Origin of the sequence: Mitsuaria sp. BK041, assembly GCF_014193085.1 — a bacterium.
GTDB lineage: Bacteria > Pseudomonadota > Gammaproteobacteria > Burkholderiales > Burkholderiaceae_C > Roseateles.
Window position 1 is genome coordinate 1,264,516 of sequence record NZ_JACHYT010000002.1, and the last position, 15,473, is coordinate 1,279,988.

At 69.7% G+C, this 15,473-nt stretch carries 15 protein-coding genes and 1 riboswitch; of the genes, 5 read left to right on the forward strand and 10 right to left on the reverse strand.

Features of this window, described 5'->3' with window-relative positions; all coding sequences use genetic code 11:
* Positions 1 to 54: 54 nt before the first annotated feature.
* From FHT38_RS21425 to glpD, 7 genes are all read right to left on the reverse strand, one after another.
* On the reverse strand, positions 55 to 1,791 hold the full coding sequence (locus FHT38_RS21425; RefSeq protein ID WP_091728865.1) for an ABC transporter substrate-binding protein: 1,737 nt from the start codon (positions 1,789 to 1,791) through the stop codon (positions 55 to 57).
* Positions 1,792 to 1,887: 96 nt separating this feature from the next.
* Positions 1,888 to 2,196, reverse strand: coding sequence for a DUF2160 domain-containing protein (locus FHT38_RS21430; RefSeq protein ID WP_091728868.1), 309 nt, complete (start codon positions 2,194 to 2,196; stop codon positions 1,888 to 1,890).
* A 12-nt stretch (positions 2,197 to 2,208) separates the two neighbouring features.
* Positions 2,209 to 3,021 carry a carbohydrate ABC transporter permease gene (locus tag FHT38_RS21435; RefSeq protein WP_091728872.1) on the reverse strand — a complete coding sequence of 271 codons (813 nt, stop codon included), beginning with the start codon at positions 3,019 to 3,021 and terminating at the stop codon, positions 2,209 to 2,211.
* On the reverse strand, positions 3,014 to 3,898 hold the full coding sequence (locus tag FHT38_RS21440) for a carbohydrate ABC transporter permease (protein ID WP_091728875.1): 885 nt from the start codon (positions 3,896 to 3,898) through the stop codon (positions 3,014 to 3,016). Before FHT38_RS21440 ends, FHT38_RS21435 begins: the two co-directional genes overlap by 8 nt.
* The gene (locus tag FHT38_RS21445; RefSeq protein ID WP_183493157.1) at positions 3,895 to 5,046 is read right to left on the reverse strand and encodes an ABC transporter ATP-binding protein; all 1,152 of its coding nucleotides are present in this window, start codon (positions 5,044 to 5,046) and stop codon (positions 3,895 to 3,897) included. Before FHT38_RS21445 ends, FHT38_RS21440 begins: the two co-directional genes overlap by 4 nt.
* Positions 5,046 to 6,185, reverse strand: coding sequence for an ABC transporter ATP-binding protein (locus FHT38_RS21450; RefSeq protein ID WP_183493158.1), 1,140 nt, complete (start codon positions 6,183 to 6,185; stop codon positions 5,046 to 5,048). The genes FHT38_RS21445 and FHT38_RS21450 overlap by 1 nt, the downstream gene beginning before the upstream one ends.
* 179 nt (positions 6,186 to 6,364) lie before the next feature.
* Positions 6,365 to 7,999: a glycerol-3-phosphate dehydrogenase gene (gene glpD, locus FHT38_RS21455; RefSeq protein ID WP_183493626.1), complete on the reverse strand. Its 1,635-nt coding sequence runs from the start codon at positions 7,997 to 7,999 to the stop codon at positions 6,365 to 6,367.
* Positions 8,000 to 8,173: 174 nt separating this feature from the next.
* Here glpD and FHT38_RS21460 point away from each other — a divergent pair, with 174 nt between their 5' ends.
* The 4 genes from FHT38_RS21460 to FHT38_RS21475 all read left to right on the forward strand — a co-directional run bounded on the left by FHT38_RS21460 (position 8,174) and on the right by FHT38_RS21475 (position 11,371).
* A complete protein-coding gene (locus tag FHT38_RS21460; protein WP_091728890.1) occupies positions 8,174 to 8,938 on the forward strand; it encodes a DeoR/GlpR family DNA-binding transcription regulator in 765 nt (254 codons plus the stop codon).
* A gap of 80 nt (positions 8,939 to 9,018) precedes the next feature.
* Positions 9,019 to 10,512 carry a glycerol kinase GlpK gene (gene glpK / locus FHT38_RS21465; RefSeq protein ID WP_091728893.1) on the forward strand — a complete coding sequence of 498 codons (1,494 nt, stop codon included), beginning with the start codon at positions 9,019 to 9,021 and terminating at the stop codon, positions 10,510 to 10,512.
* 131 nt (positions 10,513 to 10,643) lie between these two features.
* Complete coding sequence (locus FHT38_RS21470) at positions 10,644 to 10,904, forward strand: AbrB family transcriptional regulator (protein WP_183493159.1); 261 nt, start codon at positions 10,644 to 10,646, stop codon at positions 10,902 to 10,904.
* Positions 10,901 to 11,371, forward strand: coding sequence for a PIN domain-containing protein (locus tag FHT38_RS21475; RefSeq protein WP_183493160.1), 471 nt, complete (start codon positions 10,901 to 10,903; stop codon positions 11,369 to 11,371). Before FHT38_RS21470 ends, FHT38_RS21475 begins: the two co-directional genes overlap by 4 nt.
* Here the strand turns inward: FHT38_RS21475 and FHT38_RS21480 are convergent.
* The 3 genes from FHT38_RS21480 to FHT38_RS21490 all read right to left on the reverse strand — a co-directional run bounded on the left by FHT38_RS21480 (position 11,293) and on the right by FHT38_RS21490 (position 14,892).
* On the reverse strand, positions 11,293 to 11,871 hold the full coding sequence (locus FHT38_RS21480; protein ID WP_091728906.1) for a TMEM165/GDT1 family protein: 579 nt from the start codon (positions 11,869 to 11,871) through the stop codon (positions 11,293 to 11,295). The two genes, FHT38_RS21475 and FHT38_RS21480, sit on opposite strands and share 79 nt — an antisense overlap.
* Before the next feature lie 77 nt (positions 11,872 to 11,948).
* A riboswitch (yybP-ykoY riboswitch) is annotated at positions 11,949 to 12,082 on the reverse strand.
* Complete coding sequence (locus FHT38_RS21485) at positions 12,062 to 13,471, reverse strand: pitrilysin family protein (RefSeq protein ID WP_183493161.1); 1,410 nt, start codon at positions 13,469 to 13,471, stop codon at positions 12,062 to 12,064. Its footprint overlaps the riboswitch before it by 21 nt.
* Positions 13,468 to 14,892: a pitrilysin family protein gene (locus FHT38_RS21490; RefSeq protein ID WP_183493162.1), complete on the reverse strand. Its 1,425-nt coding sequence runs from the start codon at positions 14,890 to 14,892 to the stop codon at positions 13,468 to 13,470. Before FHT38_RS21490 ends, FHT38_RS21485 begins: the two co-directional genes overlap by 4 nt.
* A 196-nt stretch (positions 14,893 to 15,088) precedes the next feature.
* On the opposite strand from FHT38_RS21490, the gene FHT38_RS21495 reads away from it, so the two are divergent.
* A complete protein-coding gene (locus tag FHT38_RS21495; RefSeq protein ID WP_183484150.1) occupies positions 15,089 to 15,472 on the forward strand; it encodes a VOC family protein in 384 nt (127 codons plus the stop codon).
* Position 15,473: the final 1 nt, after the last annotated feature.

Sequence of the window (15,473 nt, forward strand, 5' to 3'; positions counted from 1 at the left end):
TGGAGAGTGCCATCCTCCTCGGTAGCACTCTCCACCTGATTCAGGCGGGTCTCCTTAGCGCACCTTGCCTTCCTTCCAAGCCCCCAGCAGCTTCTCATAGGCGATCGTCTCGCCCTTGGGCTTCTCGTTGGCCAGCTTGGCCCACGGCGCGCCCTTGTCGGAGAGCCACTTCTTCGGGTCTTCCTTCTTGTTGAGCTTGGGCGCGCACTTGGCCATGCCGGCGCGCTCCAGCCGCGCCATCACCGCGTCCATCTCGTCCGCCAGCGTGTCCATCGCGGCCTGCGGCGTCTTCTCGCCGGTCACCGCCTGCGCCACGTTCTTCCACCACAGCTGCGCCAGCTTCGGATAGTCCGGCACGTTCGTGCCCGTCGGCGTCCACGCCACCCGCGCCGGCGAGCGGTAGAACTCGATCAAGCCGCCGTACTTGTTGGCGTTCTTGGTGAAGTAGTCGCTGCGGATGTCGCTGTCGCGAATGAAGGTCAGGCCCTGGATGCTCTTCTTCAGGCTCACCGTCTTGGCCGTCACGAACTGCGCATACAGCCAGGCCGCCGCCGTCCGGTTGGCGTCATGGCCGCTGAAGAAGGTCCAGCTGCCCACGTCCTGATAGCCGTTCTGCATGCCGGCCTTCCAGTACGGACCGTTCGGGCCGGGCGCCATGCGCCACTTCGGCGTGCCGTCGGCGTTCACCACCGGCAGGCCCGGCTTGGTCATGTCCGCGGTGAAGGCCGTGTACCAGAAGATCTGCTGCGCGATCTGGCCCTGGGCCGGCACCGGGCCGGCCTCGCCGAAGGTCATGCCCGTCGCCTCCTTGGGCGCGTACTTCTTCATCCAGTCGACGTACTTCGTCAGCGCGTACACCGCCGCCGGCGAGTTGGTCGCGCCGCCGCGGGCCACCGACGCGCCCACCGGCGTGCACTTGTCGTCGGCCACGCGGATGCCCCATTCGTCCACCGGCATGCCGTTGGGAATGCCCTTGTCGGCCGAGCCCGCCATCGACAGCCACGCATCGGTGAAGCGCCAGCCCAGCGACGGGTCCTTCTTGCCGTAGTCCATGTGGCCGTAGATCGGCTTGCCGTCGATGGTCTTCACGTCGTTGGTGAAGAACTCGGCGATGTCCTCGTAGGCGCTCCAGTTCAGCGGCACGCCCAGCTCGTAGCCGTACTTGGCCTTGAACTTGTCCTGAAGGTCCTTGCGCGCGAACAGGTCGGCGCGGAACCAGTACAGGTTGGCGAACTGCTGGTCGGGCAGCTGGTACAGCTTGCCGTCCGGCGCGGTCGTGAAGCTGGTGCCGATGAAGTCCTTCAGGTCCAGCCCGGGATTCGTCCACTCCTTGCCCGCACCGCCCATGTAGTCGGTGAGGTTCATGATCTTGCCGTAGCGGAAATGCGTGCCGATCAGGTCGGAGTCCGAGATCCAGCCGTCATAGATGCTCTTGCCCGACTGCATCGAGGTCTGCAGCTTCTCGACGACGTCGCCTTCCTGGATCAGGTCGTGCTTGACCGTGATGCCGGTGATCTCGCTGAAGGCCTTGGCCAGCACCTTGGACTCGTACTCGTGCGTGGTGATGGTCTCGGACACCACCGAGATCTCCTTCACGCCCTTGGCCTGCAGCTTCTTGGCCGCCTCGATGAACCACTTCATCTCGGCGGTCTGCTTGTCCTTGGACAGCGTCGACGGCTGGAACTCGCTGTCGATCCACTTCTTCGCCTCGGCCTCGCCGGCCCAGGCGGCGTTCGCTCCCAACGCCAGCAATGCGGCCACGGCCAGCGCGGAATACTTGCTCTTGTTCACGCTTGTCTCCTGTGTCTGTCGAATCTCCCCCTCTTGAGGACGAATCGCGGCTCCGGGGGAAGAGGAAGCCGAATTCCTTGAAGCTTCAATGAAGTGTCAGCCCTTGCGCAGGATCAGGCCCAGCACCAGCATCGACAGGACGAAGCTGATCCACACGCTGGGCTCGGCCTCGAGCTTGAACCACTCGGCCATCTTCGCGCCCAGGCCGACGAAGGCCAGGTTGATGTACGCCGCCGTCAGCAGGCCGATGAACAGCCGGTCCCCGCGCGTCGTGCGCATCGGCAGCCAGCCCTTGCGCAGCGTCGTCGGCGACTTGATCTCCCACACCGTCATCCCGATCAGCATCAGCACCACGCAGCTGAAGAAGATCGCGACCGGCGTCGTCCACACCATCCAATCAAACATCGCGGACCTCCCTTACACCCGGCCCATCGCGAAACCCTTCGCGATGTAGTGGCGCACGAACCAGATGACGATGGCGCCCGGCACGATGGTCAGCGTGCCCGCGGCCGCGAGCGTCGACCAGTCCATGCCGGAAGCGCTCACCGTGCGCGTCATCGTCGCGACGATGGGCTTGGCGTCGACGCTGGTCAGCGTGCGCGCCAGCAGCAGCTCCACCCACGAGAACATGAAGCAGAAGAACGCCGCCACGCCCACGCCCGCCTTGATCAGCGGCAGGAACACCGTCAGGAAGAAGCGCGGGAAGCTGTAGCCGTCGATGTAGGCGGTCTCGTCGATCTCGCGCGGGATGCCGCTCATGAAGCCTTCCAGGATCCACACCGCCAGCGGCACGTTGAACAGCAGGTGCGCCAGCGCCACCGCCAGGTGCGTGTCCATCAGGCCCAGCGTCGTGTAGAGCTGGAAGAACGGCAGCAGGAACACCGCCGGCGGCGTCATCCGGTTGGTCAGCAGCCAGAAGAAGACATGCTTGTCGCCCAGGAAGGAGTAGCGGCTGAACGCGTAGGCCGCCGGCAGCGCCACGCTGATCGAGATCACCGTGTTGATCGCCACGTAGATCAGGCTGTTGATGTAGCCGCTGTACCAGGACGGATCGGTGAAGATCGTCCGGTAGCTGGCCAGCGAGAAGTGCTGCGGCCACAGGCTGAAGCTGGAGAGGATCTCCTCGTTCGTCTTGAAGCTCATGTTGACCATCCAGTAGATGGGCAGCAGCGCGAAGAGCAGGTAGGCGATCAGGAAGATCGTGCGCTTGCGGAATCGGCGTTCATCCATGGGCCACCTCGCTCTTGTCTTGGGTGCCGAGCGCCTGCATCCAGTTGTAGAGGATGAAGCACAGCAGCAGGATGATCAGGAAGTAGATCAGCGAGAACGCCGCCGCCGGGCCGAGGTCGAACTGGCCGACCGCCTTCTGCGTCAGGTACTGGCTGAGGAAGGTCGTGGCGTTGCCGGGACCGCCGCCGGTGAGGACGAAGGGCTCGGTGTAGATCATGAAGCTGTCCATGAAGCGCAGCAGCACCGCGATCATCAGCACGCCCCGCATCTTGGGCAGCTGGATGTAGCGGAACACCGCGAACTTGCTGGCGCCGTCGATGCGCGCGGCCTGGTAGTAGGCGTCGGGGATGGAGCGCAGCCCGGCGAAGCACAGCAGCGCCACCAGCGGCGTCCAGTGCCAGACGTCCATGATCAGCACCGTGACCCAGGCGTCGGTGGCATCGCCGGTGTAGTTGTAGTCGACGCCCAGCGCCTGCAGCGACGCGCCCAGCAGCCCGATGTCGGCGCGGCCGTAGATCTGCCAGATCGTGCCGACGACGTTCCACGGAATCAGCAGCGACAGCGCGACGATCACCAGCACCGCCGAGGCCTTCCAGCCCTGCGCCGGCATCGACAGCGCCAGGCAGATGCCCAGCGGGATCTCGACCAGCAGCACCGCCAGCGAGAAGCCCAACTGGCGCAGCAGCGCGCCGTGGAGCTCCTCGTCGCGCATGACCGCCGCGAACCACTCGGTGCCGACGAAGACGCGCCGCTCGGGCGAGATGATGTCCTGCACCGAGTAGTTCACCACCGTCATCAAGGGCAGGATGGCCGAGAAGGCCACGCACAGCAGCACGGGCAGGACCAGGAACCAGGCTTTCTGGTTGATGGGTTTCATGCGAGATCCTCCTGGCGCGCGCCGGCGGTCGCCGCGCTGGCGGCGATCAGCCGCTCGTCCGCGCCATAGAAGCAGGTGTGGGGATTGAGCACGCGCAGCGCGACCGTCGCGCCCGCGGGCGGTGGCGAGGCCTGCGCCGGCAGCCGCGCCTTCAGCGTATGCGCGCCGGTGCGGGCCGTGAGCAGCCAGTAGGTGCCGATGTCCTGCACCTGCGCCACCACGCCGGTGATGCTGCCGGGCAGCGCCGGGACGCCGTCGCCGACCTCGTCGACCGCCACGTATTCCGGCCGGATGCCCAGCGAGAACGGCGTGCCGCGCGGCAACGCCGCGTCCAGCGCGACGCCGCCGGTCGCCACCGGCTGGTCGGCGACGCGCAACGCGCCGCGCTCGTCCAGCGTCGCGGGCAGGAAATTCATGCCCGGCGAGCCGATGAAGTGGCCGACGAAGCGGTGGCTCGGCCGCTCGAAGAGCTCGCCCGCCGTGCCGACCTGCACCGCCCGTCCGCGCGTCATGACGACGACGCGATCGGCGAAGGTCAGCGCCTCGACCTGGTCGTGGGTCACGTAGACCAGCGTGAGCTTGAGCTCATGGTGGATCTGCTTGAGCTTGCGGCGCAGCTGCCACTTCAGATGCGGATCGATGACGGTCAGCGGCTCGTCGAAGAGCACCGCCGACACGTCTTCGCGCACCAGCCCGCGGCCCAGCGAGATCTTCTGCTTGGCGTCCGCCGACAGGCCCGAGGCGCGCTGGTCCAGCTGGCCGTTGAGCTCCAGCATCTCGGCGATGCGGCCCACGCGCGCCTTGATGCGATCCGCCGGCACGCCGCGGTTGCGCAGCGGGAAGGCCAGGTTCTCGGCCACGGTCATCGTGTCGTAGATGACCGGGAACTGGAACACCTGCGCGATGTTGCGCTGCTGCGGCGTCAGCGTGGTCACGTCGCGGCCGTCGAACTTCACCGTGCCGTGCGAGGGCCGCAGCAGCCCGGAGACGATGTTCAGCATCGTCGTCTTGCCGCAGCCCGACGGGCCCAGCAGCGCATACGCGCCACCGTCCTCGAAGCTCATCTGCAGCGGCAGCAGCGCGTAGTCGCTGTCCTCCTTCGGATCGGGCCGATAGGCATGGGCCAGGTCCAGGTCGATGCGGGCCATCAGCGGCCTCCCCGGCGCTCGGGCGCCCGTGTCAGCAGGCCGGCCGCGTCGAAGACGTGGACATGCGCCGCGTTGAGGTACAGCGTCAGCGGTGCGCCGAGCTCGAAGTCGTGCACGCCGGTCAGCTGGGCGACGAGCTCGCCGATCTCGGTGCGCGCATGGACGAAGGTGTCGGAGCCGGAGATCTCGGCGAGTTCGACCTCGCCCTTGATCGCGAGGTCGCCGGGCTGCGCGCTCACACGCAGCGCATTGGCGCGCACGCCGACGGTGACGCCGCCCTGCCCCGGCAGCGCGAGCTCGACGCCCGGCCGCAGCTGCAGCCGGTCGCCCAGGCCCTGCGCGATCACCAGGTTCATCGGCGGATCGCTGAAGGCGCGCGCGACGCGCAGCGACGCGGGACGGTGGAAGACCTCGGCGGTCGGGCCGTACTGCAGCAGCTCGCCAGCGTCCATCACCGCGGTGTAGCCGCCGAGCTGGAGCGCCTCGGCCGGCTCGGTGGTCGCGTAGACCACGGTCGACTCGCCGGCGGCGAAGAGCTGGCCGAGCTCCTCGCGCAGTTCCTCGCGCAGCTTGTAGTCCAGGTTCACCAGCGGCTCGTCCAGCAGCATCAGCGGCGCCTGCTTGGCCAGCGCCCGTGCCAGCGCGACGCGCTGCTGCTGGCCGCCGGAGAGCTGCGCGGGCAGCTTGTCCAGATGCATCTCGATGTGCAGCTTGGTGGCGAGCTCGTCCACGCGGCGGCGGATCGCGTCGCGATCGAGCGGGCCGCGCGAGGGGCTGTCCCCAGGGACGGCCGCGCCCCCCCGGGGGGCCGACCGCGTACCCGCGGTCGAGCGGCGCAGTCGAAGCGGCGACGCGATGTTGTCGCGCACCGTCATCGACGGGTAGTTGATGAACTGCTGGTAGACCATGGCCACGTCGCGCTGGCGCACCGGCCAGCCGGTGACGTCGGTGCCGTCGACCAGCACCCGCCCCTGGCTGGGCCGGTCCAGGCCCGCCATCAGCCGCATCAGCGTGGTCTTGCCCGCCTGCGTCGCGCCCAGCAGCACGGTGACCGCGTTCGGCACCAGCCGCAGGTCCATCGGATACAGGTGCTGCTGCGCGCCGACCTTGTGGCTCACGCCCTGCAGGCTCAGCTCCATGAGCTCGGCTCCATCGTTGTCTCTCTGTGCATGTCGTTGTCGTTTCGTCGCGCCTCGCGGCGTTTCCCGGCGCTGGCGGGCGCCGGTCGGCGCGCCGTTGCGCTTTATGGCGCGGGTGGCTCCCGTTGTCGCTCCCCGCGAACCCGCATTCCCGATGGGCCACGGGGCGCGGGGTCAGGTCATGCGGCGGCGGCCGGCGGCTTGGCCCAGAGGTGCTCGCGCTCGGCGAACCACTGGACCACCGCCATCCGCTGCGCCTCGGTGTAATGCAGTCCCAGCTTGGAGCGCCGCCACAGCACGTCGTCCGCCGCGCGCGCCCATTCCTCGCGGACCAGGTATTCGAGTTCCGCCTGGTGCAGGCCCGGGGCAATCTCCGGGCCAAGGTCCTCCAGTCGCTCCGCGCCGCCGAGCACCCGGCCGACGCGGGCGCCGTAGGCCCGCGCCAGGCGCCGCGCCAGCGACGGCGGCAGCCACGGGTGGCGCTGGCCGATCGCGGCCAGCAGGCGCTGGAAATCGGTGTCGGGCCGCTGCGGCGCGCCGATCCAGTCGCGCAGGTCGCCGCCGGGCAGGTGCGCATGTTCGGTCCAGGCGCGGCGCCGGTCGCCCAGCAGCGCGCCGATCAGGTCGGCCGCGTCCTCGGCCAGCTTGCGGAAGGTGGTGATCTTGCCGCCCCACACGCTCAGCAGCGGCGCGCCGCCGTCGGCGTGGGTCTCCAGCAGGTAGTCGCGCGTGACCGCCGACGGGTCGCCGGAGGCGTCGTCCAGCAGCGGCCGCACGCCGGCGTAGGTCCAGACCACGTCCGCGGCGCTGACCGGCTCGCGGAAGTAGCGGCTGGCCTGCTCGCAGAGGTAGGCGATCTCGCGCTCCTCGATGCGCGCCTTGCCGAAACCCGCCAGCGCATCGGGCGCGAGCTCCACGTCGGTCGTGCCGATCAGGGTGAAGTCGTCCTCGTAGGGGATGGCGAAGATGATGCGCTTGTCGGGGTTCTGGAAGATGTAGGCGTGGTCGTGGGTGAAGCGCTTGCGCACGATGATGTGGCTGCCCTTGACCAGGCGCAGGCTCTTGGTGGCGAGCGCCTCGCCGCGCGCCGGCGTGGCGACCTCGCGCAGGAAGCCCTCCGCCCACGGCCCCGCCGCATTGACCAGCGCGCGGGCGCGCACCGTGCGCTCGCCGTCGGCGCAGCGCAGCGTCACGATCCAGTGGTCGGCGTGCCGCCGCGCCGCGGTGACCGTCGTGCGGGTATGCAGCACCGCGCCATGCTCGCGCGCGTCCAGCGCGTTCAGCAGCACCAGGCGGGCGTCGTCGACCCAGCCGTCGGAATACACGAAGCCCTTCGTGTACGTGGCCTTGAGCGGCTCGCCGTAGGGCGAGTGGCGCAGGTCGACACCGGTGGAACCGGGCAGCACCTCGCGGCGCGCCAGATGGTCATACAGGAACAGGCCGATGCGGATCATCCAGGCCGGTCGCATCGCGGCGTCGTGCGGCATCACGAAGCGCAGCGGCCACATGATGTGCGGCGCGCTGCGCAGCAGCACCTCGCGCTCCTGCAGCGCCTTGCGCACCAGCGAGAACTCGTAGTACTCGAGGTAGCGCAGGCCGCCGTGGATCAGCTTGGTCGACGACGAGGAGGTGTGGGCCGCGAAGTCCGAGGCCTCCGCCAGCACGACCTTCCAGCCCCGGCCGGCCAGGTCCCGCGCGATGCCCGCGCCATTGATGCCGCCGCCGACGACGAACACGTCGCAGACGTTCGACGCGCTCGGCGCGCCCGGCGCGGCGGTGGCTCCGGGTTCGGTCGTCGTGGGGCTGGCGGTCATCGGGGCGGGATTCAAGCGGGTCTCCTGGGGAACGAATCGACGCGACGGCGGTTCGAAGGCCGTTGCGAAGTTCGCAATTCTGTTCTTCTTTTTTCTTTTTAGCGCGAATATGCGCGTTTCAGGCAAGGGTTTACCCGATCATTTGTTCGTTTTGGTTCCTTTAGCCTGCGCGCCATGAATCCCAACCCGCGTCAGAACGACCTGCTGCAAGAGGTGCGCGCCAATGGATCGGTGAGCGTCGAGGCGCTGGCCGAGAAATTCGGCGTCACCCTGCAGACCGTGCGCCGCGACGTGCAGCGTCTGGCCGAGGCCGGCCTGGTGCAGCGCTTCCACGGCGGCGTGCGCGTGCCCTCGTCGACCACCGAGAACATCGCCTACCGCCAGCGCCAGGCAATGCAGGCCGATGGCAAGGCCCGCATCGCGCGCGCCATCGCGGCGCGCATCCCGGCCGGCTGTTCGCTGATCCTGAACCTGGGCACGACGACCGAGGCGGTGGCGCATGCGCTGCTGCGCCACAAGGGCCTGCGGGTCATCACGAACAACCTCAACGTGGCGATGATCCTGAGCGACAACCCGGACTGCGAGCTCGTCATGGTGGGCGGCTCGGTGCGTCATCGCGACCGCGGCATCGTCGGCGAGGCGGCGGTCGATTTCATCCGCCAGTTCAAGGTGGACATCGGGCTGATCGGCATCTCGGGCATCGAGTCCGACGGCAGCCTGCGCGACTTCGACTACCGCGAGGTGATGGTGGCGCGGACCATCGTCGAGCATTCGCGCGAGGTGTGGGTGGCGGCCGACGCGACGAAATTCAACCGCCCGGCGATGGCCGAGGTGGCGCGGCTGCCGCAGATCGACGCGCTCTTCACCGACGAGCCGCCGCCCGAGCCCTTCCCGGCGCTGATGAGCGACGCCGGCGTGGAACTGGTGGTCGCGCCGTAGCATCGCGGCGGGCAGCCGCCGCCCCGCGGTTCAAGCGCCGTTCAAGCGCCGTTCAAAGCACACGACCAGCGAGACAAGTCATGACCTACCTGCTGGCCCTGGACCAGGGCACCTCCAGTTCGCGCGCGATCGTCTTCGATGCGCAAGGGCGCATCGTCGCGATGGCGCAGCGCGAGTTCCGCCAGATCTATCCGCAGCCCGGCTGGGTCGAGCACGACGCCGACGAGATCTGGGACACGCAGCTCGCCGTCGCGCGCGAGGTGCTGTCCAAGGCCTCGCTGAAAGCCGCCGACGTGAAGGCGCTGGGCATCACCAACCAGCGCGAGACCACGCTGGTGTGGAACCGCCGCACCGGCCGGCCCATCCACCATGCGATCGTCTGGCAGGACCGGCGCGCCGAGCCGCGCTGCGCCGAACTGCGCGAGCAGGGGCACGGCGCGCGGATCCAGGAGAAAACGGGGCTGGTCGTCGACGCCTACTTCTCCGGCACGAAGCTGCAGTGGATCCTCGACCACGTCAGCGGCGCGCGCGAGCAGGCCGAGCGCGGCGAACTGGCCTTCGGCACGATCGACAGCTGGCTGATCTGGAAGCTGACCAACGGCGAGGTGCATGTCACCGACGTGAGCAATGCCTCGCGCACGATGCTGTTCAACGTGCGCGAGAACCGCTGGGACGAGGAACTGCTGGCGCTGCTGGGCATCCCCGCGTCCCTGCTGCCGGAGGTGAAGCCGTCGGCGCATGAATTCGGCAAGGCGGCGCCGGAGCACCTGGGCGGCGCCCTCACCATCGGCGGCATCGGCGGCGACCAGCAGAGCGCGCTGTTCGGCCAGGCCTGCTTCGAGGCCGGCATGGCCAAGAACACCTACGGCACCGGCTGCTTCATGCTGATGCACACGGGGACGCGCTTCCAGACCAGCGCGAACGGCCTGATCACCACCAGCGCCGCGCAGATCGACGCGACGCCGCGCTACGCGCTGGAGGGCAGCGTCTTCATCGGCGGCGCGGTGGTGCAGTGGCTGCGCGACGGGCTGAACGCGATCAAGGCGAGCGGCGAGGTGCAGGGGCTCGCGGAGAGCGTGCCGGACGCGGGTGGCGTGATGTTCGTGCCGGCCTTCACCGGGCTGGGCGCGCCCTACTGGGACGCGGAGGCACGCGGCGCGATCGTGGGCCTGACGCGGGGATCGACGGTGGCGCACATCGCGCGCGCGGCGCTGGAGAGCATCGCGTTCCAGAGCGCGGCGCTGCTGCAGGCGATGAGCCGGGACGCGGTCGCGGCGGGTGGCGCGCCGGTGAGCGAGCTGCGGGTGGACGGCGGCGCGTGCGTGAACGACCTGCTGATGCAGTTCCAGGCGGACCTGCTGGGCATCCCGGTCGTGCGGCCCAAGGTGATCGAGACGACGGCGCTGGGCGCGGCCTACCTGGCCGGACTGACGGTCGGCGTCTACCGCAACCTCGACGACATCGGCCGCAACTGGCAGGCCGAGCGCGTGTTCCGCCCGACCCTGTCGCGCGACCGCGCCCAGGCGCTGATGGCGCAGTGGGAGCGCGCGGTGCGGCAGGCGTCGGCGCGTTGAGCACTTCCCCATTCGGAGTGCCCCATCCAGAGGGGCACGCCCTCACCCCTCAATGACTGATTTGAGCAAGTGCGAGACGACATCGGCGTCCATAGAGTGGCGGGCTTCCGTTCCATTCAAGGAGATACGCCATGTCCGCACTCGATGCACTGGTCAAGATCGGCACATATGAAGAAGGCCAGGTTCTCAACATCCCGGATGACGTTCGCGACGAACTGCGCCTGGTTCCCGGGGACCGGGTGGAGTTTCTCAGGCTCGCCCCGCACGAGTACCTGATCTATTCGAAGGAGCATCCGCTCAGCCTGGAAGGCATGATCGGCAAGCCCAAGCGCAAGGTCACGATCAAGGACATGAACCGCGCGATCCGTGCGCGGGGAGGACATGTCCGATGAGGGGCGTCGATACCAACATCCTCGTCCGCCATTTCGTGGACGAGGATGATCCGCAGAAGGCCGTTGCGCGGGAGTTCTTGAATTCCCTCACGCCGGAGGATCCCGGCTACGTATCCACCGTGGCGCTCATGGAGATGTGGTGGGTCCTCAGCAAGATCTACGACATGGAACGGGCCGGCCTCATCCGTGCCATCGGCCGGATGCTGGCCAACCCTCACTTTCGCGTCGAACACGATGCAGAGGTCGCAGAGGCCGTGGACCGCTTTGCCATGGGCACGGCTGACTTCCAGGACTACCTGATCGAGAGGCGCTGCTCGGGCGCCGGCTGCCTCCGCACCATGACCTTCGATCGCGGAGCGGCAAACTCCGCTGGCATGACGCTGATCGGTCACAACCCCATCGACGCGCCTGCCCCCAGAAGCGTGAGCACGCCCAGCACCGCGAAGATCGCCGCCGCGATGGCGTGAACCAGCCGCACCGGCAGCTTGTGCGCGAGCTTGCCGCCCACCAGCACCGCCGGCACGTTGGCGATCATCATCCCCAGCGTCGTGCCCGCCACCACCATCCACAGGTCATTGAAGCGCGCCGCCAGCGCCACCGTCGCGATCTGCGTCTTGTCGCCCATCTCGGCCAGGAAGAACGCCACGATCGTCGTGCCCAGCACGCCCAGCCGGAACTTGCCGCCGGTTTCCTCTTCCTCGATCTTGTCGGGAATCAGCGTCCACACCGCCATCGCGATGAAGCCCAGGCCCAGCACCCAGCGCAAGGTCTGCGCGGAGACCTGCGTCGTGATCCAGCTGCCGACGGCGCCCGCGCAGGCGTGATTGACCAGCGTCGCGATCAGGATGCCCAGCACGATCGGCCCCGGCTTGCGAAAACGCGCCGCCAGGATGAAGGCCAGCAGTTGGGTCTTGTCGCCGATCTCGGCGAGGGCCACGAGGCCGGTGGAGATGAGGAAGGCTTCCATGAAGGACTCAGCGGCCGGAACGAACCCATGACCATGCCGCCGCCGGCCGCAGGTCCGGGGGCATGGTCAAAGGTCTCGCCAGGCTGGGAACCCGCGGGTTCCTGGCTACCTCGCGCCATGAGCCGAAGCTCAAGTCTGTTGACGCGGGTCTGCTGAATCGGCCCGTCGGGCGACGGGCGGGGTGCAGCGGCTACTCCCCAATGACAGCGCGCATTGTAGTCAGCGCCAGCCCGGGCCAGGCGCGCTGCGCCGGCGCCGGTGGGCCCGCATCGCCCAGAAGCAGCAATTGCGTGCGGTTGTCGCGCCAACTCGCGGCCAGCAGCAGCTGCAGCACCGGCGCGCTGATCGCTCTCACGCGCTGGGGCCATTGCAGGACCGCCTCCAGCTCCCCCGCCGCCATCGCCTGCGCCAGCAGCGCATCCGGCGCCTCCGCCAGCTGCGCCTGCCAGTCCCCCAGCGCGAGGGCCTGGGCCAGCGCGAGGTCCTCCGGCGTCACCGGCTCGTCCGCCAGCAGCGGCAGCTGCTCCCGCAAGCGTGCGAGTTGCTCCGGCACCGCCGCCACCGGCAGCGTCACGCCCATCCGCCAGCACAGCGCGCCGCCAAGCGATTCGATCTCGCTGTCCCAGGGCCAGGGGAGACGCGCGGCGATCCGTTGATGCATCAGCGTACGCGCGAGTTCGCGCAGGCCCGGCGGCGTTCCGCGCGGCACCGGCGTCTGGACGATCAGCCGGCACCCCTGCCCTTGCGGCAGCTGCAGGAACTGGGCGACGGCGGCGGCGGGCGTCGCGGTCGCCAGCGCCGGTGCCGGCGTCGGTCCGGCCGGCGCCTTGGGCACCCGCCAGTCGCCCATGAAGTCCTCGGCCAGACCGCGCGCGGCCTGCAGGCTCAGGTCGCCGGCGAACAGCAGCACCGCGCGTTCCGGCCGCCAGTACTGGCGATGGAAGCCCAGCACGTCCTCGCGCCGCAGGCGCTTCAGGCTGGCCGTCGTCTGCACCGGCTGCGCGCGGCCCCAGCACTGCCGCCGTGCCGCCCAGGGCGCCAGCAGCAGCGCATCGGCGCGCCGCAGCACCAGCGCGTCGAGCGCCCGGCTGCGGATGTGCTCGAGCGCCTCGAAGGCCAGCAAGGGCCGCTGCGTCAGGTCGGCCATCAGGTTGACCGCGTCGTCGCATTGGTCCGGCAGCGCTTCCAGTGCCAGCTCGCAGGTGGATGGCGTCAGCGCCAGCCGCAGCGGCAGGCCGAGCAGGTCGCCCGCGTAGGCGATGTCGGCCGATTCCATCTCCTCGCCATCGCGCTTCGCGCCCTGCGCGAGCATCGACAGCGCCACCTCCGCCAGGCCTTCCTTGCCGGCCGGATCGCGCAGCCAGCCGCCCTCGCCGATCAGGCGGATCGCGGTGCGCGGCGCCCCCGGCATCGGCAGCACGATGACGCGCAGCCCGTTCGGCAGCCTGGCCTGCTCGATCGCCAGCGGCGGCAGCGCGGTCGCGGGCGGCGCTTCCGGCGGGCGGTCGAAGCCGTCCTGCGCCAGCGCCGGCCAGGCCGTCGAGCCGGACGCGATCGCGGCGCCCAGCATCAGTCCGCGACGATGCAGGTCGACCGTCATGCCGCGACTCCCGCGGCGGCACCGACGTCCGCCAGCAGCGTCAGCACCGGCGCCTGAACGACCTGGCGGCGCCAGAACTGCTGCACGTCGGCACCGCCGAGCTTGATCCACACCGCCATGTCCTTGGCCGCCGCGCCGGCATCGCCGCGCACCGCCCAGGCGGTGCCGAGCGCCCGGGCGAGCCGGTCGGCGGTCCATTCGGCCGACAGGGTCTCGCGCCGCAGCAGGGCCTTGGCCTTGCCGAGTTCCTCGTCGGTGATCGCCTCGTCGGCCAGCCGCAGCACTTCCTGCTGCAGGGCCTGCGCCAGCGGTGCGGCGGTCTGGCCATGTGCCGCCAGCGCCTGGGCGACCAGCAGCCCCGCGTCGCGGTGCGAATCCAGTCTCAGGCTGAGCTGATGCGCCAGCGCCTTCTCGTCGACCAGCGTGTCGGTGAGGCGGCCCGATCGCCCCAACCCCAGCAGCGCCTGCGCGAGCTGCCAGGTCGGCAGCGACGGATCGTCGGCGCGCGGCACCTGCCACACCAGCGCGGCCGCCGGCAGCGGCGCCTGCGCCAGCGACAGCTTGAGCGTCTGGCTCTGGGGACGACGGGATTCGCGCAGCTCGCGCGGCTCGGCCACCGATGCCACCGACGCCGCAGGCGATACGGCGGCGGGCGGCGTGACCGGCACGGCGGCGGGCCCGGAGGAGGACGAGGCCGGCAACCCCGACGCCAGCGTTGCCGAGGCGGTCGGCGACACCGCCGGCGCGGCCGTCACGGCCGCCACGGCGGACGGCGGCAACGGCGGACGGATCGAGCCGAAGTAGTGCATCACCCAGCGCGCGAGCGCGCCCTCGTCGAACGCGCCGGTCACCACCAGCAGCGCGCGGTCGCAGCCGAACCGGGCGGCATGGAAGGCGCGCACGGCATCGATGTCCAGGTCCTTGAGCTGCTCCGGATCGCCGAGCGCGCCGCGCTGGTACGGATGCGTCAGGTAGCCGTGGCGCTGCACCGCGAGGTCCAGCCGCGCATAGGGATTGAGCAGCGGCTCCTGCACCGCCTGGCGCAGCTGCTGCCGCGCGCTGGCCAGCGTATCGGGATCCAGGCGGGGATTGCTCATCCGTTCGGCCTCGGCCCACAGCACGCGCTCGAGCTGCGGCGCGGGCACCACCGTCTGCAGCGCGGCGAAGTCCTCGTCGATCTCGATGCGGGTGCGCCCGCCGGCGCTGGCGATCAGGCGGTGGAACTGGCCCGGCTCCAGGTAGCGGCTGGCGCCGGCGATCAGCCGCAGCACCAGGTGCGACAGCCCGCTGCGGCCGGTGGGGTCGTCGCGGCCGCCGCAGCGATAGACGACGCGCACCGCGACCTGCGAGCCCGGGACCGGGCGCGCCAGCCAGAGCAGACCGTTGGGCAGCCGTTGCGGCTCGAGGGGCGGGGCACTCATGGCCGGCATCCTAGCTGCCAATCCGCTGTCAGCAGCCGGTCCGCATCATCGGCGCGACATCGTCCTGACGGGCGGCCCACCCGAATCGGGGGCGCCCGGGCGGCGATCCGGGGCATGGGCCGCGCCGCTGCCCCGCCCAACGGGGACAAGCGCCCCGCTTTCATCGTCACTCCACGGAGGGCTTGCCATGAGCGCCATCAACTTCGCCTACACGATCGTCTACGTCGAGGACGTGGGCGCGTCGCTGGACTTCTTCGAACGGGCATTCGGCCTGACGCGCCGTTTCCTGCACGAGTCCGGCGCCTATGGCGAGCTCGAGACCGGCGCCACCACCCTGTCCTTCGCGCGCCACGACATCGCGCGCGGCAACCTCGGCCAGGACTACCGCAAGGCCGCGGACGGCGCGCCGCTGGGGATGGAGGTCGGGCTGTCCACGCCGGACGTGCCGGCCGCCTACGCGCGTGCCCTGGGCGCCGGCGCGCAAGGCCTGACCCCGCCGATGACCAAGCCCTGGGGCCAGGTGGTCGCCTACCTGCGCTGCCCCGACGGCACCCTGGTCGAGATCTGCACCCCGATCTGAC